This window comes from Rufibacter sp. JT3400010, from assembly GCF_054956755.1.
Genome location: NZ_JBUDXA010000001.1, coordinates 204,278 through 225,886, shown reverse-complemented (window position 1 = coordinate 225,886; position 21,609 = coordinate 204,278). Strand labels below are relative to the sequence as shown.

The following is a 21,609-nucleotide window of genomic DNA, read 5'->3' as shown; positions in this document are numbered from 1 at the left end:
ATCTCTGGAGAAAAAGAAAACGCGTGAATTTCACTATATTTGCGGCATTGTTTTTCGGCGGGACTGTGAATCCCGTTTCATCTTAGAAAAAAATGAGTTCAAAAGGAAGAGTATTGGTCGCCATGAGTGGCGGCATTGATTCCTCCGTGGCAGCGGTGTTGCTCCACGAGCAGGGATACGAAGTAGTGGGCATGACCATGAAAACCTGGGACTACTCCAGTTCCGGGGGAAGCAAAAAGGAAACCGGCTGCTGCAGCCTGGACTCCATTAATGACGCCCGAGACATTGCGGTGCAGTTGGGCTTTCCGCACTATATCATTGACATCCGGGAAGAGTTCGGCGATTATGTGATCAACCATTTCACGGATGAGTACATTGCTGGCCGTACGCCCAACCCGTGCGTGCTATGCAACACCCACATCAAATGGGATGCCTTGCTGCGCCGCGCCGATAAACTGGGCTGCGACTTCATTGCCACCGGCCACTACGCCAACATCCGTAAGGAGAATGGCCGCTTTGTCATTTCCAAAGGCAAAGACCACAACAAAGACCAGTCATACGCGCTGTGGGGCATTTCGCAGGAAAGCCTGAGCCGTACCATTTTCCCGCTGGGGCAATTACATAAAACCGAAATCCGGCAGATGGCCATGGACCGCGGTTTTGATGCGCTGGTGAAAAAAGCCGAGTCTTACGAGATCTGTTTCATCCCTGACAATGACTACCGTGGTTTCCTGAAAAGAAGAGTGCCTACGTTGCAGGCCGAAGTGGCCGGTGGCGAGTTTGTGCTGGAAGACGGCACGGTAGTGGGCAAGCACGAGGGTTATCCGTTCTATACCATTGGGCAACGCAAAGGTCTGGGGGTGGCTCTGGGCTATCCGGCGTTTGTGACGCGTATTGAAAAGGAGTCTAACCGGGTAGTGCTGGGCAATTATGAGCAACTGGCTAAAAATGGCATGAACGTAGGTAAACTAAGCATGGTTAAGTACGAGAACCTGCACGGGCTGCCTACCGAAACCGTGACCAAAGTGCGCTACAATGATCCCGGCACCGCCGCTACCATTGAACAGGTAGGTGATAAAATGCTGGTGAAGTTCCATGCGGGCGTAAACGCCATTGCCCCGGGCCAGGCCGCCGTTTTCTACGAAGGCGACGACGTGATTGGCGGTGGTTGGATTGAAACCAGCTTTTTGGTAGATTAAGTTTTCTAACCCGTATATGAAAAGAATCCTGCTCTTTGTGGTCTTATGTACCAGCTTGCTCTCTTCCTGCAAGGATGAGGAAATCACCCGAGACCCCGAAAGTTTGGGGTACCAGTATTATCCTTTGGCAGTGGGCAACTACTGGATCTATAATGTCAAAGAGAACCAGTATTCTAGAAATAAAATATCAGAATCAACTTCTTACCAATCAAGGGAGCGTATTGACGCCATCATCAAAGACCAGACCGGCAAGGAATGGTACCGGGTAGAAGTGAGTCGCAGGACTTTCTCCACCGAAAGCTGGACCGTTAGCGGCGTGAAACTGATTTCCCTGAGTTCCTCTGACCTCAGGGTACAGGAAAACAACAAGACTGTGGTGCAGATGGTATTTCCGGTGAAGAACGGCTATTCCTACGTTTCCAACGGCTTTTCCAACGCCGGGGACCCTGATCAAAACGTGTACTTCACCTACGCTGAGTTAGGCAGTGTTTTTGTGGAAGAAGATAAAACGTATGACAACATAGTTGTCATTCAGCAAGCCGACACGGATACGCAGATTGAGTTTGAGCAGAAATTTGAAGTGTTGGCCTCCGGCATAGGACCCGTGAACCGTACCTATAAGTACCGGTACTTCTGCGATGACTCCACCGGAGATTCCTGCCCTTACGGCGTGGGTTACATCATCACCGGTTCTGATAAAGTTGAAGTACTGGAGAGCTCCGGCACCATGGAGTAGCCTCTGCTTAATATGACTTACAAGAAACCTCGTTATGATTCTTCATGGCGAGGTTTCTTTTTGAAGAAGGTACCCTCAAACAGGCGAAGAGCAGTTTTCATTTAACCTTCCTTTTCTGAAAACGAGCTATAAACCCAAAAATTCTTAGAAACGTCTGCTGCTGAATACCGCCTGTAATTGCTTTTTGCCCCTAGAAAGCGTTGCTTTGTATAGCCAACTAGTCCTTGTAAAATGTCTCATCTAATTGCTCCTTCCGTTCTGGCCGCTAATTTCGGGCAGCTTGACCATGCTATTGAAATGCTCAACCAAAGCACCGCTGACTGGATTCATGTAGATGTGATGGACGGCCGTTTTGTGCCTAATATCTCCTTCGGGTTTCCCGTGCTAAATGCTATTCAGAAAGTAGCCCAAAAACCGCTGGATGTGCATTTGATGATAGAACACCCCGAGTTGTATATTGAACAATTCAGGGCGGCTGGTGCCGATGGGATCACGGTTCATTACGAAGCTTGTCCGCACCTGCACCGTACGCTGCAACAGATTAAAGCCACGGGAGCCAAAGCAGGAGTAGCCCTAAACCCGCATACGCCGGTTTCTATGCTGTCTGATATCATTCAGGACATTGACATGGTTTGTTTAATGTCTGTGAACCCAGGTTTTGGCGGGCAGAAGTTCATCTCGCATACTTACCAGAAAATAAAGGAGTTAAAAGCGCTCATTAACGCCAATAAATCAACCTGCCTGATAGAGATAGACGGCGGGGTGAACCAGGAAAACGCGCCGCTGTTATTAGCCGCCGGTGCCGATGTTCTGGTAGCCGGTTCTTTTGTCTTCCAATCAGAAAATCCGCCGGAAACCATTCTTGCCCTCAAACAAATCACTTTTTAGTATGGCCAAGCGTACGGGTTGGTGGCTAGGGCTATTCCTGCTTCTGCTGAGTTTCCCCACTTTGGCCCAGCAGGCGTATTTGCAGGGAGTAGTGCAGGATGTGCAGCAACGCCCGTTGATAGGAGCCACCCTCTCGGTACAGGACCGAAGTATCTCCACCTCGTCAGACGCCCGTGGACGGTTTACCTTAAAGCTTGAACCAAACACCCGCTACACCATAGTAGTAAGCTACATAGGCTACAAGACCCACCAGCAGGAGATACACTTATTGCCGCAGGAAAACCGGTTTATCACGGTAGAACTACAAGAGGTAAACAGCCAGCTCACTGAAATAAACATCAGAGGAAGAAGTCTGGATGATACGCGTGAGCAGGTGAGTATTACTAGGCTAGACCCGCGTCTCACGCAAACCTTGCCCGCTCCGTTTCAGGAATTCAACAAAATATTGCTCACGCTGCCGGGCGTTACCAGCAACAATGAACTTTCCAGCAGTTACTCAGTGCGGGGCGGAAGTTATGATGAGAACCTGGTGTACGTGAACGGCATGGAGGTGTACCGGCCGTTTCTCAACATCAGCGGACAGCAGGAAGGACTCAGCTTTGTGAACCCAGATCTGGTAGAAGATGTCACCTTTTCCTCGGGCGGCTGGCAACCCCGGTACGGCGACAAGCTTTCCTCGGTGTTAGATATCCAGTACCGCAAACCCAAGAAGTTTGCCGCCACCATCTCCGGCAGTCTGACCGGCGGTTCTGTACACACTGAAGGCACAGCTGCCAAAGGTAGGTTCACGTACTTACTGGGCGCCAGGCATAAGAATGCAACCTACGTTCTGAACAGCCTGGAAGTGGAAGGGGATTACCGGCCCAAGTTTTCTGATGTTCAGACCTACCTTACCTATGATCTATCCTCCGCAGAACACCGCGCCACCGGTTTGGAACCCAAAACCCAGCTCAGCTTCTTAGGCAACATAGCCCAGAACAACTACCAAGTGCGCCCCGAAACCCGGGAAACTACCTTTGGGAACCAGTTTCAGATGCTACGGCTGCTGGTAGGTTATGATGGGCAGGAGCAGATGCGTTACACTACTTATCAGGGAGGCTTGCGTTTGCAGCATAACTTCAACGCTGATCTGCAATCAGAAGTAATTTACTCCGGTTTATACAGCCAGGAACGCGAATTTAGAGACCTAGAGGCCGGTTATCGCTTCTGCGATGTCATGCCCATGCCCGGTGTATCGCCCTTTAACCGATGCGCGGGAGAACGGGGCGTAGGTACCCGTTATGAGTATTCCCGCAATCGGCTGCGGGCGGCGCTACAAACCTTGGAGTTTAAAACTACCTGGACTCCTACTAATAGAAGCCAGTTTAGTGCCGGCGTGAAAAGCAGCCATGAGAACATCTCTGATGTACTGCATGAATATTCCTTTCAGGATTCAGCGGATTATGTGTTTGACCTGAACACCTTACAAAGCAATCAAGCGCTTTCTTCCTGGCGGCACCAAGGCTTTGTGCAACACCAATGGGCCTTTGACACCCTTAAGACCTTGACCTACGGGCTTCGGTTTCATTATTGGTCTGTGAACAAGGAGCTCTCGGTGAGTCCCAGAATTCAGTATGCCATGCAGTTCCCGCGTCTGCCAGATTGGTCGTTTAAAGTAGCTACGGGGTTGTACGTGCAGGCACCGCTGTACCGCGAGCTGCGCACTATTCAGGGAGAGTTAGTGACTGATCTGGAAAATCAGAAATCCTGGCACTTCATTACGGGAACGGAGTACCGTTTTCAGAAATGGGGACGGCCTTTCAAGCTTACCGCCGAGGCCTATTATAAGTACCTGCCTTCGGTCATACCGTACGACCAGGACAACATGCGGGTGCGCTATCTGCCCAACGTACAAGCAAAAGCGTACGCCATGGGACTAGATCTACGGGTGAACGGCGAATTCATCAAAGGCGAGGAGTCCTGGTTTAGCGTCGGGTTTCTGAGAACGCGCGAGAATCTGGTAGGCGACTCTACCATCATCAGAGATCCGCAGACGGGTAAAATCCTTTCCAAAGAAGACCGAGGATATATCAGAAGACCCACTGATCAGCTGTTGAACTTCGGGGTGTATTTTCAGGACCATTTGCCCAACAACCCAACCCTGCGGATGTACCTGAACATGGTGTACAGTACGGGTTTGCCGTTCAGTCCGCCCGGTAACCTTAACCTGAGAAGTTCTTTCCCCGGGCCAGACTACAAGCGCGTAGACATAGGTTTCTCTAAACTGATCACGCTGCGCAGAACCGATGATAGCCAGGGCGCAGGACTGAAAAGCCTCTGGCTAAGTCTGGAGGTACTCAACCTCATTGCAGCATACAATGTTATTTCGTACAACTATGTTCAGGATTACAACAGCATCACCTACGCCGTGCCCAATTACTTAACCGGCCGTTTGGTGAACCTGAGGTGCATTGCGAAGTTCTAGTTCAGAAACAGAAGTTGTTTGATAACTGTCAAAGTATAGAACTCTCGCGTGTAGAAGGTGTCTTTTTCACCATACTAGCTTTGGGTGGGGAAAGTAGCGCTCGAACGACGTCGTTATAGTGTAACGACGCTACAGGATACCAACTGATACCTAAAGGTGCTACATAAAACAGAGAGGCCGCTCCATGTAGGGCGGCCTCTCTGTTTTTGTGCTGTATTTCAAAAAACGGCTAATTAACGGCAAAGCGTTTCTCTTTCCAGAGCACAGCGGCATCTTCAATTTCTTCGGCGTAAGTCTGGTAAGATTCCATAGACTTCTTCCCTAGTTTCTGGGCCTTCTTGTTTAACTCCAGGGCCTCGGCGTATTCATTCTTCTGGGCCAGTAGTTTTGCTTTCAGCCAGGTATTATAAAAGTTCTCTTCCATGGAGATGGATTGGTTCACCCACTGTAATGCCTGCTCATGGTCTGTGTTTTGCAGAATGAGGTAATTCACCGCTTGCGCATACACCATCCAGTCTGTAGGGGTAGATTTCTGCAGGGCTTCTTTGATCAGGTTCATGGTCTGCTTATGCGACTCCACTCTGATAGGTACTACCAGTTGTTTGTCGGCCCAGTTCAAGGTCAACCTGCCGCTGTTGGCGGTAATGTCCTGTACGGTGTACTGGAGCGTCTCATGGAAAGGGGCAGGTTGCGGGCTGAAAGGTAACCTGATCTGGTCTTGCTTAGGATCATAGCCGTCGGTGCCCCAGAGGCCTTTTTGCTTGCTTAGGATAAACGTCCAGTTGGTGGAATCAACGGGTAACACATATACCGTGTACGTACCCGCGGGAATGTTCTCCTGCGATATCCGAACATCGGTACTGAAGGAAATAGTAGTAGCTTCGTTTGCTCCGGCTCTCCAGACCTGCCCGTAAGGCACCAGTTTTCCGTAAATGGCTCTGTTTTTAACGCCCGGGGCTCCGTAATTGATCGTGATATCGGTAACGCCCACGGTGTACGTCAGGACTGCCCTGGGGCTGGCCTGGGGTAATTTCAGGAGGCTTTGCGCAAAACCAGAGAAGGAGAGGAGTACAAGAAGGAGAAAAGAAAAAGCTACTTTGGTCATACGTTTTCTGTTATAAGCGGGACAGAGAAGAAGAAAATCCGTTACATCAACACGATGAATAGCAAATACTATCCCACTTTTATTGCATTTTGACAGGTGTTTATATGAAAATACAAATATCTTCATTAAAGTCGAGGAAAACAAATCAAAAAGCCTCTGTTTCCTGTTTGATATAAAAGAGAACGTATTACCTTTGGCCTACTATATGAGCAGCACCTACAAAAATATTTCCCTTTCTACCACCGCAGCCGCGGTGCATGGGGTGCATTGTGCTCATTTCCATCATTCCTCTTAGGAGGAATAATTACACCATATCGTCCATTCTGGGGCTGGGCTCCATTTAACCTGTCGCTTTTCTAAGAGAATACGCGATGAGGAACTATCTTTGTTTTCATTCATGCTATCTAAAGCACCACAAAACTATGATCCGGTTAGCCATTCAGAAATCCGGGCGCCTTTCTGAGGACTCATTAAAACTTATCCGCGAGTGCGGCATATCCTTTATCAGTACCACTTCCAAACTCAAGACGGAAGCCACTAATTTCCCTCTGGAGATTCTTTTCCTGCGCGATGATGACATTCCCGGCTACGTAGCCGACGGTGTGGCCGACATTGGGATTGTAGGCCAGAACGTGCTGGTGGAAGAAGGTTTACAGGACTTAACGGTCAAAAACCTGGGCTTCAGTAAATGCCGCTTGTCCTTGGCCGTTTCCAAAGGAGCGGAATACCAGGATGTTACTACGCTATCAGGTAAAAGCATTGCCACCTCTTACCCTAACCTGTTGCAGGAATTTCTGACTTCTAAAGGTGTTGAAGCTGATATTCATACCATCAGCGGTTCGGTGGAGATTGCGCCTAGCATAGGCCTAGCAGATGCGGTCTGTGACATTGTTTCATCCGGCTCCACGCTCATCAGCAATGGATTGAGAGAAGTAGAAACGGTTTTCAAATCTGAAGCGGTTCTAATCGCCAATAAGAGCCTGGACCAGGAGAAAAGCCGCCTGCTTCAGCAACTGCTGTTCAGAATGGAGGCCGTACAGAAAGCCCAAAAGTCTAAATACGTAGTCCTCAACGCACCAAACGCGGCCATTCCTGAAATTAAGAACCTGTTACCCGGTATCAAGTCGCCCACCATTATTCCGCTGGCGGAAGAAGGCTGGAGTTCCTTACACTCTGTGGTGAACGAAGACGATTTCTGGGATATAATCCAGAAACTGAAAGAAGCCGGAGCCGAAGGCATTCTGGTGGTTCCTATAGAAAAGATGATTGGGTAAGATGAAGACGTATCTATATCCTTCTCCCCATGAATGGCCTGCCCTCACCCAACGTCCGGTTCAGAAACTGGACCAACTACGAGCGGGTGTGCAGCAGACCTTTGATCTGGTGCAGCAAAAGGGAGACGCGGCCTTGATTGAGTTAGCAGCCAAGTTTGACAAAGCGACGCTGCAGAGTGTATGGGTCACCGAGGAAGAAGTTGCCGCTGCCTTGCCGCAAGTACCAGAAGAGCTAAAGGAGGCGATTGAACTAGCGTACAATAATATAAAGCATTTCCACGAAGCGCAGCAAGAACCTGTTCAGCAGATAGAAACCATGGCGGGCGTTACGTGCTGGCGGAAGTCGGTAGGCATTCAGAAAGTGGGCTTGTACATTCCCGGAGGTTCAGCGCCGCTATTCTCTACCTTGCTTATGCTGGGAATTCCCGCGCAGATTGCCGGTTGCCGCGAAATTGTGCTGGCTACTCCGCCCAGTGCAGATGGTTCTATCAATGCCACCATTCTCTATACCGCCCATCGGTTAGGTATCAAACGCATCTTAAAAGCCGGAGGCGCGCAGGCTATTGCGGCCTTGGCTTTCGGTACCGAAACGGTGCCTGCGGTAGATAAAATATTCGGGCCAGGAAACCAGTACGTGACCGCCGCCAAGCAAATGGTGACGCAACTGGGTGTAGCCATTGACATGCCCGCCGGACCGTCAGAAGTGCTTGTTCTCGCCGATGATTCCGCTAATGCTGACTTCATAGCCGCCGATTTACTTTCCCAAGCCGAGCACGGCCCAGATTCACAGGTTGTTTTCGTCACGAATTCAGAAAAACAGCTTCAAAACGTACAGGCTGCCGTTATGCGGCAAGTAGCCCAACTACCTCGCCAAGCGGTTGCTGAACAGGCCTTGAACAACAGTATTGGGGTAGTGTTGCCCACGCTAGAGGAAGCCTTGGAATTCTCCAATCTCTACGCGCCAGAGCACTTGATTCTCTCCGTTGCGGCACCAGAAAATTTAGCGGAGCACGTCACGCAAGCCGGTTCTGTCTTCATGGGCCATTTCAGCCCAGAATCTGTAGGAGACTATGCCTCAGGAACTAACCACACGTTGCCCACTAACGGTTACGCCCGTAATTACAGCGGCGTGTCCCTGGACAGCTTCGTAAAGAAAATCACGTTCCAGCAACTTACCCGCGAAGGTTTAGAGCGCATCGGCCCCGCCGTAGAAATCATGGCTGAAGCCGAAGGACTGCACGCGCACAAGAATGCGGTGAGTGTTCGGTTGGGGAAAATAAATCCCACTTTTTCATCTTGAAAAGGATCTTGTGTGCGAACGGTTGTAGCGTTTGAATTGCCACTTTTCTAGTTCGCCCACAAGATCCTTTCAGGATGACAAAAGGGAGGAAAGAAGTATTTAATAATTTGCACATTAGCACATTACCTAATTAGCACATTAACTAATGTTTTCAATAGAGACTTTCATCCGTCCGCACCTGAAGTCATTGAAGCCGTATTCTTCGGCGCGTGATGAGTTTGAGGGCGAAGCCAGCGTGTACCTGGATGCGAACGAAAATAACCTGGGCAGTTTGGCTGGTGGCGAGAAGTACAACCGCTACCCAGACCCGTACCAGAAAACCATCAAAGAAAAACTGGCGGTTCTCAAAGGAGTTCAGCCCGAGCAAATCTTCATAGGAAACGGTTCTGACGAGGCCATTGACCTGCTGGTGCGCTTGGTCTGTGAGCCGGGCCGCGACGAGGTGTTGCTATTACCGCCCACATACGGCATGTACGAGGTAAGCGCCAACATCCACAACATCGCCATTCAGCGCGTACCGCTGGATGAACAATTTCAGCCTGTTTTCGAGAAAATAGCCCAAAACCAGACGGAGCGAACCAAGATTCTGTTCCTGTGCTCGCCCAATAACCCCACCGGCAATATTCTGGACCCCGCTACGGTAGAAAAGCTGATCAAGTCTTTTAACGGAGTAGTGGTGGTGGATGAGGCCTACATTGACTTTACAGACACACCTAGCTGGAGCACCCGCTTAGCGGAGTTCCCCAATTTAGTGGTGTTGCAGACGCTTTCCAAAGCCTGGGGAATGGCCGGACTGCGATTGGGTATGGCATTTGCCTCCCCAGAAATCATCAGCTACCTGAACAAGATCAAGCCTCCTTACAACATCAACGCCGTTACGCAAGAACTGGTAAGTGCCGCCTTAGATAAAACGGCTCAACTTTCGGACATACTGCAGGTTATCATCGCTGAACGGAGCCGTTTGGTAGAGGCTTTTGCAGCCCTTCCGCTGATTGAGAAAGTGTACCCCACTGACGCTAACTTTGTACTAGTACAGGTGCCCAACGCGAATGAATTGTATGGGTATCTGCTGGAGCGGGGCGTAGTGGTGCGTAACCGTTCTACCCAGCCCGGTTGTGCCAATTGCCTGCGCATCACCATCGGGACACCGGCAGAGAATGACAATTTGCTGGAGGCGCTGGAAACGTACGCGGCGCAGGTGAGTGTTGTCTAAGGCTTTTTAGCTTAAATTTCTAAAATCAGCCTAAAACTGAATTCCTGGCCGAAGCTCCACAGTGGGCGCTTTCGTCTTAAGTAAACTAACGGCGAGTACCTTTGGGTAACTCGCGACACGATACACGCTACAAACAAATGAAGAAAGTCTTATTTATAGACCGCGACGGGACCATTCTCCTGGAACCACCCACCGATTTTCAGGTAGACAGCTTTGAGAAGTTCTCATTCTACCCCAAAGTCATCCGGAATCTCTACCGAATCTTTACCGAACTGGACTACGAGTTCGTGATGGTCACCAACCAAGACGGCCTAGGCACTGATTCTTATCCGGAAGACACATTCTGGCCTTACCAGGACAAGATGATGGAGATTCTGGAAGGGGAAGGAATTAAGTTTACCGAGGTGTTTATTGACGGTAGCTTTGAGCACCAGAACAGCCCCAACCGGAAGCCGCGCTTAGGTATGCTGGGCCAATATCTCACCGGCGAGTACGACCTGGCGAATTCCTACGTGATCGGTGACCGCCTTACTGATGTGCAGTTGGCTAAAAACTTAGGCGCGAAGAGCATTCTACTACAGAAGGAAGCCCACGAAGCCGCCACTTTCACCCACACAGACTGGGACGAGATTTACAACTTCCTGCGCTTGCCCGCCCGTAAAGCCACTATTCAGCGGAACACCAATGAAACCCAGATCAGCGTGGAAATTAACCTGGATGGGGAAGGCAAATCAGACATGCAAACCGGCGTAGGTTTCTTTGACCACATGCTGGACCAATTGGCCCGTCACTCCGGCGTAGACATGCGCATTCACGTGAAAGGCGACCTGCACATTGACGAGCACCACACAATTGAAGACACGGCTTTGGCCTTGGGCGAAGCCTTCGCGCAAGCCATTGGCGACAAACGCGGCATCAACCGGTACGGTTTCCTGTTGCCCATGGATGATGCTCTGGTGCATGCCGCCCTTGACTTTTCCGGAAGACCTTGGTTGGTGTGGGACGCGAAATTCAGCCGGGAGAAAGTGGGAGACATGCCAACGGAGATGTTCATGCACTTCTTTAAATCGTTCTCAGACACGTCTAAGGCTAACCTCAACATCAAGGCCGAAGGCGAGAACGAGCACCACAAAATTGAAGCTATCTTCAAGGCCGTAGCCAAAGCCATTAAAATGGCCTTAGTGCGTGACGTGAACAAGATGGAAATTCCCAGTACCAAAGGTGTCCTGTAAATGAAAATCGTCATTGTAGATTATAAAGCCGGCAACGTGCAGAGCGTCCTGTTCGCTTTGGAACGTTTGGGCGCTCAGGCCACTGTGACAGCCAACGCCGAAGAAATCAGATCAGCGGACAAGGTGATTTTTCCGGGAGTAGGGGAAGCATCATCAGCCATGCGGGCGCTCAAAGTCAACAACCTGGACCAACTATTGCCCACGCTTACGCAACCGTTTCTAGGCGTTTGCCTGGGTATGCAATTGCTGTGCGAGCACTCAGAGGAAGGCGATACTGAGATGCTGGGCATCATTCCGGTAAAAGTGAAAAAGTTTGAGGCCGCCATCAAAGTGCCGCACATGGGCTGGAATAACCTGCACCACCTTAAAAGTGATTTGTTTACTGGCATTAAGGAAGATGAGTACGCCTACTTCGTGCACAGCTTCTACGCGCCCGTTACCGAGCATACCATTGCGCAGAGTTCGTACCCAGCGCCGTTCAGTGCCGCGTTGCAATACAAAAACTTCTACGCGGTTCAGTTTCACACCGAGAAGAGCGGTCCGGCAGGAGCGCACATTCTCCAGAACTTCTTAAACCTGTAAGCCATGGAAATTATTCCGGCTATTGACCTTATTGGCGGCCAGTGCGTGCGCCTCACCGAAGGCGATTTCGCGCAGCAGACCACGTATCACTCAGACCCGGTAGAGGTCGCTAAACAGTTTGAAGGCTTGGGGCTGCGCCGCCTGCACCTGGTAGATTTAGATGGTGCCCGCGCCAAACAGCCCGTAAACCTCCCGGTACTGGAACGTATCGCAAGCCAAACCAAACTGCACATTGATTACGGCGGAGGCCTGCAAAGCTCCGAAGCCGTCCGTCAGGCATTCGACGCCGGGGCGCAACAGATTACCGCCGGAAGCATTGCTATACGCGAGCCGCAAACGGTAGAAGCCTGGTTGCAGGAATACGGCGCCAACCGCATAATTGTGGGCGCAGATTTCAAGGACAACCGCATCGCTATCAATGCTTGGGCCGAGCAAAGTGAGTTAACGCTGGAAGCCTTTTTGGCTTCCTTTTCAGAAAAAGGCGCCAAAACGTTCATCTGCACCGATGTCAGCAAAGACGGCAAACTGCAAGGCTCCTCGTTAGACGTGTATCAGCGGCTGCTTGCTCAGTTCCCTACGTTGCAGTTCATCGCCAGCGGCGGCGTCACAACCATTAAAGAAGTACGCCATCTCCGTGAAGCAGGTCTCCACGGCGCTATCATCGGCAAAGCTATCTATGAGGGTACCATCTCGCTGGAAGAACTGGCGAAGGAGGTGATTTGATTAGATGATTTGAAGATTTGGAAATTTGAAGATGTGAAGATGTCTATAAATTCTCTGATTGCGTGCGCTGGCGCGAGACTAAAGTCTGGTGACTTGGGATGAAGCGGGTCTCCAGACTCGCCGGGAACCATGAACTGATCAAAGAAGGGAGTCTGGAGACTCGCGCCAGCCTTTAAAATCTATACACTAGCATTTATCACATGCTTACAAAAAGAATAATACCTTGTCTGGATATCAAAAACGGCCGTACCGTAAAGGGCGTGCGGTTTGAAGATATTCGGGATGCGGGGGACCCGGTGGAACTGGCGGCTTTGTACGCCAAACAAGGCGCCGATGAACTGGTGTTTCTGGACATCACCGCCACTAATGAGAAGCGCAAAACCCTGCGCGAATTGGTCCGGGAGATTGCCCGCTACATAGACATTCCTTTTACGGTGGGCGGAGGAATCAGCGCCGTGGAAGATGTGGAGGTTCTGTTGCAGAACGGGGCCGATAAGGTTTCGGTGAACTCTTCGGCCATTCACCGGCCCGAGCTGATAACGGAACTGGCGAGCCGGTTCGGGAGCCAATGCGTAACGGTAGCCATTGACACCAAAAACACGCCGGAAGGCTGGAAAGTCTTCAGTAAAGCCGGTACCGTAGATACCGGGCTTTGGGCGATGGACTGGGCCAAAGAAGTGGTGGAGCGCGGCGCGGGTGAAATCCTGCTCACCTCCATGAGCAATGACGGCACCAAAGGTGGCTTCGCGCTGGATATTACCGGAGGCATTTCCCGCGAGGTAATTGTGCCGGTGATTGCCTCTGGCGGAGCGGGCAACCAGCAGCATTTCCTGGATGTTTTTGAAGCGGGCGCTGACGCAGCCTTGGCGGCTAGTATTTTCCACTTTCAGGAAGTGCCCATTCCAGAGTTGAAACACTATTTAGCCGAAAATAAGATTGACATTCGTTTGTAGTGACGTTTTAGAAACCCTGTGAGGTTTGCCTGTTCAAAGCCTCTTTCGGCTTGTTTTCGGGTAAATAGCCCTAAAAAGTATCTATATTAAGACTTAGAAGAAAACATGACCATAGATTTCAACAAAGGAGAGGGGCTGGTGCCCGCCATCATCCAGAATGCCACCACTGGAAAAGTATTGATGTTGGGGTACATGAACCAGGAAGCTTTTGAGCAGACACAGCAGACGGGTTTGGTCACGTTCTTCTCGCGCTCTAAAAACCGACTTTGGACCAAAGGCGAAACCTCTGGTAATACCTTGAAGGTGGTAAAAATTGAACTGGATTGCGACCAGGACACACTCTTGATTTTGGTGGACCCCACCGGTCCGGCATGCCACCGCAACACCGAAACCTGCTTTGACACAGAAGGTGACAGTGCTTCTTACCACCTAAGCAGTTTTCAGAACTTTACGCCCGCAGAAAAAGCGCTGCAGTTCATCGCGCAACTGGAGCAAACCATCAAAGACCGTCGGCAAAACCCTATAGAAGGCTCCTACACCAATTTCCTCTTCGACAAAGGGCTGAACAAAATGGCCCAGAAAGTAGGGGAAGAAGCGGTAGAAGTAGTCATAGACGCGGTAGCCGGAAAAACGGACACCATGAAGGGAGAAGCCGCTGATCTGATTTTCCATTTGCTCGTGCTTCTGGAGGCCTCAGGCCTTTCTTTGGCAGAAGTGGTGCAGGTATTAGAAAGCCGACATAAACCCAGGGAGTAGCGCTATTCCCAATAATGCTAAATTGAAAATGCTCCTTTAAGGCTCTTTTCTGAAAAAGAGCCTTAAAGGAGCATTTTGCTATAAAAAGGTTCTAGAGTTTATTGATGCGGCTGTAGAACTTCGTTTGATAGGAACCACCAATGGGAATGTATTTATCCTGCATCAGAATGGAATCGTTCTCAATCAAATCAATTTTCTTGAGGTTGATGATGAAAGACCGGTGAATGCGCAAAAACGAATCCTGGGGCAGTTTCTGGTCAATGGCGCTCATGGTGGTGTACACAATGTGCTTTTTGGTATCTGTGTTGATGACCACATAATCGCCGCGGGCCTCTATAAAGTAGACGTTTTGGAGGTTCAGCTTGATCATCTTGTTGTCTACTTTCACAAACAGCTCATCTGGCGAAGCAGCAGCAACAGGTGCAGGGGCCGCCGTGTGGGCTTCCAGCTTTTTGGAGACGTTGAGCACGGCTTGCGTGAAGCGGGTGAAATCAACGGGCTTTAGCAGGTAATCGGCTACCTGCAGCTCAAAGGCCTGTAAGGCGAAATCTTTATGGGACGTAATGAGAACGGTTTGCGGTTTATGGGGCAGCGTCTTCAGCAATTCCATACCACTCATTTCAGGCATTTCCACATCCAGGAAAAGAATGTCTACACCATCGTTCTTCAGGAGCCAGGCCAAACCTTCCACGCTGGAGCCGAAGGCTTTCACCAGTTCAAGGCTAGGGGTAGCTTGGATGTGACGCTCCAGAATCATGCGGCTAAGCTCGTCGTCATCAATGATTACGGCACGGAAGGGGGTATCCTTTTTCAAAACTTTCTAGTTGAGAGTTAACGCAATGGTACTTTCCTCTGTAAGAGGCAACTGCTAAAGGGGCATCCTGCTCTTACTATATTCTAAAAGTAAGAAAGAAGTACACAATGACAAAACTAGAAATAGTTATGTAGGAGCAAATTGCAATATTTCAGAAGCATAATGCCAAAGAAGTTATTAATACTTATAAAATACGAGAATTAATTTCGTACAAACACTTATTCATGAAAACGAAGACGTTCTTAAATAGCCTGCATTCAGGTTTACGCACTAGGAATAATGGAGTTTGAAACGATTGGGTAGAACGTGTTGGCAAAATACTTAAACTCTTTCTCTAAATGTCAAAGAAACGGAACAAAGTCGCTGGTGCGCGAGTCGTGTGCTTCCGACTTCAGATAATCTAAATTATTGTCGCGAACAGTAATTTTTGAGAGTCAATCGTATTAATTCTAGCGCTACAAAAAACGCCCTTATTACCTCTTTCCTTTCACAATCTTGAAGTTTGTAAATTATTTATTTACAAGTACTTATTTCTTATAAATGAATGCAAATAATAGGGGCAGACCTGTTCCTTAGAACCCGCAAAAGACGTATACAAAAAACGTTAACCTCAATGTCTGCTCTAAACTTGGTGTGCCATGAAAGACGAACGCTTGAAAGTGTTAGTTAGCTGTGAACATGGCGGAAATAAAGTACCACCCGAATACGCTGCTGCGTTCAAAAAGGCCCGGCGGGTGCTCTCTTCCCATAGAGGATATGACAAAGGGGCATTGGAGTTGTATAACAAGTTCTCAGAACAGGCCGACTTCTCTGTGGTCAGTACCACCAGCCGGTTAGTGGTAGAGTTGAATAGATCTTTACAACATCCTAAATTGTTTTCTGAGTTTATGCTGCCCATTTCTACCGCGCAGGCAGAAAAGGTATTGTCTGAGTATTACTATCCATACCGACAAAAGATAGAAAATCAGGTGAGTGGGTGGGTAGAACAAGGGTTTTCAGTACTGCACGTGTCCCTTCACAGCTTCCCGCTAGAACTGAATGGCAAAGTGCGCAAAGCGGACATCGGGTTGTTATATGACCCCAAACGGGAGCGGGAACAATTCTTCGCCGCCCGTTGGCGGCAGCAACTGCATTTGGTGCTGCCCAAAATCAATATAAGGTACAATTATCCGTACAAGGGTACCTCAGATGGTTTTATCACGCAACTGCGCAGAAACTTCTCAAACGTACAGTATGCCGGCTTAGAACTCAATGTAAATCAGCGGTATCCAGAGGAGGGCACGGAGGAATGGAAGGAGTTACAAACGTATCTTCTCCAAACATTTACCCTGGCGCTTTAACTTCTTTTCTTCTTTTAGAGTATATGTGCAGAACCAAGACGGTAAAATGTGTTGGTTTTACAAATGACTGTTCTACCTAAACTATGAAAAAGCATGGATTTTTTAATTAACCTTCTCGTAAGCGCCGGGGTCCTGATGTTGCTCGCCTACATTATGCCCCAAGTACACATCAAGAGTTTCTGGACCGCCTTGTGGGTTGCCTTTTTGGTAGGTATTCTGAATGCTACCTTGGGGCTGCTGTTGCGGTTCCCGCTGAACTTGGTCACCTTGTTCTTCCTGCAGTTTGTGGTCAAATTGGTAGTGACTGCCATCATCATTAAGCTGGTAGATAAGATGCTAAGAAACTTTGAGGTGCGGGGTTTCTGGCCAGCATTGGTCATTGCAATTGCTTTGGCCATAGCCAGTACCTTACTGGAACGCAACGATGAGGAATATGACAGGGCAGAATACCAGCAAGCATCTCTGGTTTCTTCTTCGGGCCAACCGTTTATCAGTTAATTCACCTTAATGACATTAAAAAACGCCAGCTTCTTTCTAAGAAGCTGGCGTTTTTATTTTCCTCACTTTTGTGTCAGCGCAAAGAAGTGTAGTAAGCAAGGTCAATCCTCAATAACCCTGCGTAAGATTGATTTTGTCAGCTAACTCTTGCCCGGCTAAGAATGACAGAAGATTAGACAAGAACCGGTCAATCTTACCTTCATTCTCCCGGGCCTGACCGCCGCCGGTATGCTGCGTCAGGATCACGTTGTCCATGCTCCAGAGCAGACTTTCCTGCTGCAAGGGTTCTTGCTGGGTAACATCCAGCACGGCTCCGGCCAAGTGCCCGTTTTGCAAAGCTGCGATCAAAGCGTCTTCATCAGTTGTATTGCCCCGACCAACGTTGGCGTAAATGCTGCCTTTTTTCATTTTCAAGAGGAAATCCTCGGAGACATATTTATCCAGATTGCCCGGAAGTGTATTGATCACGATGTCTGTCTGGGGCAGATGCCGGAAAAGCTCTTCTCTGGAGTGGATCTGGGCCGCCGGATTCTGGCGGGCAGTCATAACCACGCGGGTGCCAAATGCCTCCAGCATTCGTTTGATGGCTTTGGCAATAGTACCAGCTCCCAGAATAATGGCTGATTTCTGGCCCAGCAACTCCAGCGTAAAACGTACCTTTTTCCCTTGCCAATTCTTCTCCTGTTGCAGTCTCAGGAGAGTTGGGATGCCCCTGTAGAAGGCCAGGATTCCACTTACCATGGTTTCGGCGCAGGCTTCGGCAAAGAAGTCACCCATGTTGGCCACTGTGGCTTCTACCTGAAGCGCTTGGTACTGGTTAAAGCCCGCAGAATCTAATTGCCAGAACTTTACTGTCAAGTTTCCCTGGGCAAACCAATGGGAGGGAGGGTTCCCGAAAATAACATCGGCTTGGGTGAAAGCGGCTCGGTTTTCCTCCTCATTGGTTTGAGCGAAGTAAGCCGAAATGCCCGAGGGAAGTCTAGTCTCTAAATAGCGTTGTTGTGCCTGGTCAAGTTCTGCGTAAACAAACAGATTCATTTTAGTGGGGGTAAAGCTGAAAAAGAAATGAAAGACAGTTCTTCAAGAAGCATCATTTCATCATTATGTTTAATAGAAACTAAGCAGAAAGTGAGAAGCGTCGTTTATATCCCTTTTAAGGAAAAACGGCGGTAAAAGGGGTTATTCTTCATCCTCAAAGTAGAGTTTGTAGTATTTGCGCCCGTCTTCGTCTACACCTTTCTCAATCATGTCTTTGTTTCCGTGAATGTATACGTGAAAGTTCTTATCTAACTTCAACACACTTTTAAATACCCGGGCTTGTTTCTTGACGGCCTGCGGCGAAATGTCAAAACTGTCTTCCAGTTCAATGTCGTAGTTCTGGCGATATTCGGTGTCATAATTGCGGAAAGACTCAATCAGATCAGGCTGGCCGAACACCTCTGTCTCAAATTCTTCTTTGTCAAAGGTTTCGTGCTTGTTGAAGTACTCTACAGAACGGTTCAGCAGCACAATCTGGTCGGTTTTCTCCACCTCAAACTCCTCAGACATGCGCTCAGAAATAAACTCTTTGGTAAGGTTGAGCAGGTGGTTGGTCTGGTGGAACTCATTGTTAATCTGTGTGAGGCCCAGGAAATTTTCGCTCCAGTATTTGGCTTCCTCTCCCCGGTTCTGGTTATCCATGATGGCCACCAGAAAACCTTCCTCAGGTTTGGTGTTGAAGATGATGCAGCCTTTGTCAAATTTGTTGCTGTCAATGCCTTCCAGGTAAGAAATGGTGAAATCACGGTTCTTGCGGCTCACGTCAAAATAGCCGTTTTTGACCTCGGTTTTGAAAATACCCACGGCTTCCACCACGCGCTCTTCAATCTCGCAGTTAATGAAATGGGCCACGTACAACTCACCGGGCTTAATTTTGGGGTGGGTGGTGTTCTCAAACAGATGCCGCGCTATGTTCCTGGAGTTCTCATGGAAGCTCTCCTTGTCAGCGAAAATGTTTTCGGCGTAGCTGTAGACTTCATTGAATTGCAGCGAAGACGGATGGCTGAACTTGAACCGTTCGTGCGCTTGGGCAAACTTCCCGAGGAAGAACTTCTCCAGCTTTTCGGTGAGGCTGTCCCCAAAGTCGAAGGGGTTTTCAGACAAGGTTAATTTCTGTTCCAGCCCTTTGTTGCCCACGTGGTGGATGGAAAGATTGGTAAGCGAGGCGGTGTCAAATTTCATGGGCTGAATAGCGCTGGTTGGTACGTCTTGAGAATCTTGGAAACCTCAAAAATACGGAAACTCTGCCACCCAGTTGGTCTATATTAGCAAAAATCAGGGCAATTTACCGCTTCGTTTTGAGGCCAATTTCTGGAAAAAGCCTGTAAAACGATGCCGAAATATCTTTGCAGAAAATCTGCTTGATATAAAGTCAAAGTAGAATAAAGCTGCAATAAGTGTTTTGAAATTAAGCGAGTTAAGAGAATACTTACATTCTAAACGATGATACATGCAGGGCCATAAATTTCGCTTAAGCTACAAAGCAATGCCATTAAACATTATCTTTAGTTCTGAACCAAGTCACGTCTTCTCATGTACGTCTTCTCCTTTCTGACTGCTTTCCTGCTATTAAGGCATTTACGGCAATTCGTGTTAAAAACACCTCTGTCAGGTAAATGGGAGGCAATCTTCAATGGGGCCAGTTGGGCGACCGTCGGGATTTTCATAGCCGTGAGCAGCCTCATTCCGGGAGAAATCGCCGATCTGGGTTCCGGGCTGTTTTTACTAGTGCTTGTTTTCTACCTCCATCGAAATCCAGAGTTCAAAGCAGCCCGACCTTTGCTGCAAGCCTTATATCCGTATGTAGCGTTGATTCTGATTACCAGCACGTTGCAACTAATAGCGCCAGACTTCTACCGTACCTGGAATGATTACGCAGACATGGCCATGGTGGGGTCGTTCATCTATTTCATTGCGGTGTGGGCCAACAACAACAAAGCACAGAAAGAACTGGAGAAAGAGCGTCAACGTACCTTGTTTGAAGAAGAACAGAAGAAATTCATCTCCCTCAAGAAAACCGAGTTGGAGGTAATTGTGGCTTCCCGCACGGCCGAGCTGACCATGCAAAAAGAGGAACTGCAGCAAACCGTAAAGGAATTAAAGGCCACGCAGGCGCAACTGATTCAGCAGGAAAAACTGGCTTCTTTGGGGGAACTCACCGCCGGTATTGCGCACGAAATTCAGAACCCGCTCAACTTCGTGAACAACTTTTCTGAGGTAAGCGCTGAGTTGCTGGAAGAACTGGAGGAAGAACTGAGAAGAGGGGACACGGAAGAAGCGCTCGCCATAGCCCGCGACGTACGCGAAAACCTGCAAAAGATAACCCATCACGGCAAACGCGCCGATTCCATTGTGAAAGGGATGCTCCAACATTCCAGAGTAAACAACGGCCAAAAAGAGCTCACCGACATCAATGCGCTGGCCGACGAATACCTGCGTCTGAGCTACCATGGCCTCAGGGCCAAAGACAAAACCTTCAATGCTACCCTGGAGACCCATTTTGAACCTGCTTTACAGAAAATTGCCGTTATTCCGCAGGATTTGGGCCGGGTGCTGCTGAACCTGTTCAACAATGCCTTCTACTCTGTGCAGCAAAAGCAGCAACTTGCCCCAAGCGCAGACTTCAAACCACAGGTCACTGTCTCTACAAAGCTCATGGGCGAAGACGTGGAAATAAGGGTGAAGGACAATGGCCTGGGCATTTCTGACACCATCCGGAACAAGATTCTGCAGCCGTTTTTCACCACCAAACCTACGGGTCAGGGTACCGGACTGGGCTTATCGCTGAGCCATGACATCATCTCCAAAGGGCACGGCGGCACGCTTGCTATCAACACCCAGGAAGGAGAGTTTGCCGAATTCATCATCCGTATTCCGGTTCAGAAAGAAAAAGAAGTGTGGGTTTAAGGCAGACCTGCGGTAGGTGAACAGAGGATAGTTGAATTCATAAATACGTCAATACAGATTAGTTAAGGCTCTTGGCCATATCTTTTAGTTTAGATGAAAACACTTTTACTGCTTTCTCTGCTTGTATACCCCCAGCTAGAGCCTTCTAATCTGGAGCAGGAAACACTAGCACCAAAGGAAATCCTAACGCATCAGTTGCCTGACCAAGACCCAGGAAAAGGGAAGAAGCTCGTCAAGAGATTATCTGAACAGACCTTAATCGCGATGACCGATAACGAGAACGCCGGGGTAAGGTGTTCGGCCTTCCTCGGACTGGTAAAACTGAACAGCAGTAAGGTAAAGGACATCTTTCTGAATCATCTGGAAGACGACGAAAGGTTACTGCTTGGGTTTATCTGGAGTTTTGTGGCCGAATACGAACAAGTAAACCAATTCATGCTGGAACAACTGCACCCCGAAAAATCAAAAAGCAGCTACAAGTTAACTGTGCCGGAATACAACAAATACAGAGAACAGATCTACTAGACTGAAGTAGTATTTCTTAATAACCTGCAATGAAAATTTGTCTTTTAGACCGTAAGAATACC

At 48.9% G+C, this 21,609-nt stretch carries 20 protein-coding genes; 16 read left to right on the top strand and 4 right to left on the bottom strand.

Annotation, left to right across the window (positions count from 1 at the left end; genetic code table 11):
* Positions 1-92: 92 nt before the first annotated feature.
* From mnmA to ACY0JR_RS00910, 4 genes are all read left to right on the top strand, one after another.
* Positions 93-1,199 (top strand): tRNA 2-thiouridine(34) synthase MnmA, encoded by a 1,107-nt coding sequence (gene mnmA / locus ACY0JR_RS00925; RefSeq protein ID WP_462631911.1) that lies wholly within the window; start codon positions 93-95, stop codon positions 1,197-1,199.
* Positions 1,200-1,215: 16 nt separating this feature from the next.
* Positions 1,216-1,935 (top strand): hypothetical protein, encoded by a 720-nt coding sequence (locus ACY0JR_RS00920; RefSeq protein ID WP_462631910.1) that lies wholly within the window; start codon positions 1,216-1,218, stop codon positions 1,933-1,935.
* A 231-nt stretch (positions 1,936-2,166) separates the two neighbouring features.
* A complete protein-coding gene (gene rpe / locus ACY0JR_RS00915) occupies positions 2,167-2,823 on the top strand; it encodes a ribulose-phosphate 3-epimerase (protein WP_462631909.1) in 657 nt (218 codons plus the stop codon).
* A gap of 1 nt (position 2,824) precedes the next feature.
* On the top strand, positions 2,825-5,287 hold the full coding sequence (locus tag ACY0JR_RS00910; protein WP_462631908.1) for a TonB-dependent receptor: 2,463 nt from the start codon (positions 2,825-2,827) through the stop codon (positions 5,285-5,287).
* 229 nt (positions 5,288-5,516) lie between these two features.
* Here the strand turns inward: ACY0JR_RS00910 and ACY0JR_RS00905 are convergent, their stop codons facing one another.
* Entirely contained in the window at positions 5,517-6,392 is an 876-nt protein-coding gene (locus ACY0JR_RS00905) for a DUF2911 domain-containing protein (RefSeq protein ID WP_462631907.1), read from the bottom strand.
* Between the two features lie 422 nt (positions 6,393-6,814).
* On the opposite strand from ACY0JR_RS00905, the gene hisG reads away from it, so the two are divergent.
* The 8 genes from hisG (at position 6,815) to hisIE (ending at position 14,425) form a co-directional block, all read left to right on the top strand.
* Positions 6,815-7,666, top strand: a complete 852-nt coding sequence (gene hisG / locus ACY0JR_RS00900) for an ATP phosphoribosyltransferase (RefSeq protein ID WP_462631906.1) — start codon at positions 6,815-6,817, stop codon at positions 7,664-7,666.
* Between the two features lies 1 nt (position 7,667).
* On the top strand, positions 7,668-8,966 hold the full coding sequence (hisD, locus tag ACY0JR_RS00895) for a histidinol dehydrogenase (protein WP_462631905.1): 1,299 nt from the start codon (positions 7,668-7,670) through the stop codon (positions 8,964-8,966).
* Between the two features lie 145 nt (positions 8,967-9,111).
* Positions 9,112-10,179, top strand: a complete 1,068-nt coding sequence (gene hisC / locus ACY0JR_RS00890; protein ID WP_462631904.1) for a histidinol-phosphate transaminase — start codon at positions 9,112-9,114, stop codon at positions 10,177-10,179.
* Positions 10,180-10,316: 137 nt separating this feature from the next.
* Entirely contained in the window at positions 10,317-11,411 is a 1,095-nt protein-coding gene (gene hisB / locus ACY0JR_RS00885; protein ID WP_462631903.1) for a bifunctional histidinol-phosphatase/imidazoleglycerol-phosphate dehydratase HisB, read from the top strand.
* Positions 11,412-11,993, top strand: coding sequence for an imidazole glycerol phosphate synthase subunit HisH (hisH, locus tag ACY0JR_RS00880; protein ID WP_462631902.1), 582 nt, complete (start codon positions 11,412-11,414; stop codon positions 11,991-11,993).
* A gap of 3 nt (positions 11,994-11,996) precedes the next feature.
* Positions 11,997-12,716, top strand: a complete 720-nt coding sequence (gene hisA / locus ACY0JR_RS00875) for a 1-(5-phosphoribosyl)-5-[(5-phosphoribosylamino)methylideneamino]imidazole-4-carboxamide isomerase (RefSeq protein WP_462631901.1) — start codon at positions 11,997-11,999, stop codon at positions 12,714-12,716.
* 200 nt (positions 12,717-12,916) lie between these two features.
* Entirely contained in the window at positions 12,917-13,669 is a 753-nt protein-coding gene (hisF, locus tag ACY0JR_RS00870; protein WP_462631900.1) for an imidazole glycerol phosphate synthase subunit HisF, read from the top strand.
* Between the two features lie 105 nt (positions 13,670-13,774).
* Complete coding sequence (gene hisIE, locus ACY0JR_RS00865; protein ID WP_462631899.1) at positions 13,775-14,425, top strand: bifunctional phosphoribosyl-AMP cyclohydrolase/phosphoribosyl-ATP diphosphatase HisIE; 651 nt, start codon at positions 13,775-13,777, stop codon at positions 14,423-14,425.
* Positions 14,426-14,516: 91 nt separating this feature from the next.
* Here the strand turns inward: hisIE and ACY0JR_RS00860 are convergent, their stop codons facing one another.
* On the bottom strand, positions 14,517-15,239 hold the full coding sequence (locus ACY0JR_RS00860; RefSeq protein WP_462631898.1) for a LytR/AlgR family response regulator transcription factor: 723 nt from the start codon (positions 15,237-15,239) through the stop codon (positions 14,517-14,519).
* A 638-nt stretch (positions 15,240-15,877) separates the two neighbouring features.
* Between ACY0JR_RS00860 and ACY0JR_RS00855 the strand changes: the two genes are divergently transcribed.
* Both ACY0JR_RS00855 and ACY0JR_RS00850 read left to right on the top strand, forming a co-directional pair.
* Positions 15,878-16,579, top strand: a complete 702-nt coding sequence (locus ACY0JR_RS00855) for an N-formylglutamate amidohydrolase (protein WP_462631897.1) — start codon at positions 15,878-15,880, stop codon at positions 16,577-16,579.
* 93 nt (positions 16,580-16,672) lie between these two features.
* On the top strand, positions 16,673-17,077 hold the full coding sequence (locus ACY0JR_RS00850; protein WP_462631896.1) for a phage holin family protein: 405 nt from the start codon (positions 16,673-16,675) through the stop codon (positions 17,075-17,077).
* 108 nt (positions 17,078-17,185) lie between these two features.
* Here the strand turns inward: ACY0JR_RS00850 and ACY0JR_RS00845 are convergent, their stop codons facing one another.
* Together ACY0JR_RS00845 and ACY0JR_RS00840 are read right to left on the bottom strand one after the other, a co-directional pair.
* Positions 17,186-18,115 carry a D-2-hydroxyacid dehydrogenase gene (locus ACY0JR_RS00845; RefSeq protein WP_462631895.1) on the bottom strand — a complete coding sequence of 310 codons (930 nt, stop codon included), beginning with the start codon at positions 18,113-18,115 and terminating at the stop codon, positions 17,186-17,188.
* 141 nt (positions 18,116-18,256) lie between these two features.
* Positions 18,257-19,297 (bottom strand): nucleoid-associated protein, encoded by a 1,041-nt coding sequence (locus ACY0JR_RS00840; RefSeq protein ID WP_462631894.1) that lies wholly within the window; start codon positions 19,295-19,297, stop codon positions 18,257-18,259.
* Positions 19,298-19,705: 408 nt separating this feature from the next.
* On the opposite strand from ACY0JR_RS00840, the gene ACY0JR_RS00835 reads away from it, so the two are divergent.
* Together ACY0JR_RS00835 and ACY0JR_RS00830 are read left to right on the top strand one after the other, a co-directional pair.
* Positions 19,706-21,022: a sensor histidine kinase gene (locus tag ACY0JR_RS00835; protein WP_462631893.1), complete on the top strand. Its 1,317-nt coding sequence runs from the start codon at positions 19,706-19,708 to the stop codon at positions 21,020-21,022.
* A gap of 93 nt (positions 21,023-21,115) precedes the next feature.
* Positions 21,116-21,547 (top strand): hypothetical protein, encoded by a 432-nt coding sequence (locus ACY0JR_RS00830; RefSeq protein ID WP_462631892.1) that lies wholly within the window; start codon positions 21,116-21,118, stop codon positions 21,545-21,547.
* The last annotated feature ends 62 nt before the right edge of the window (positions 21,548-21,609 follow it).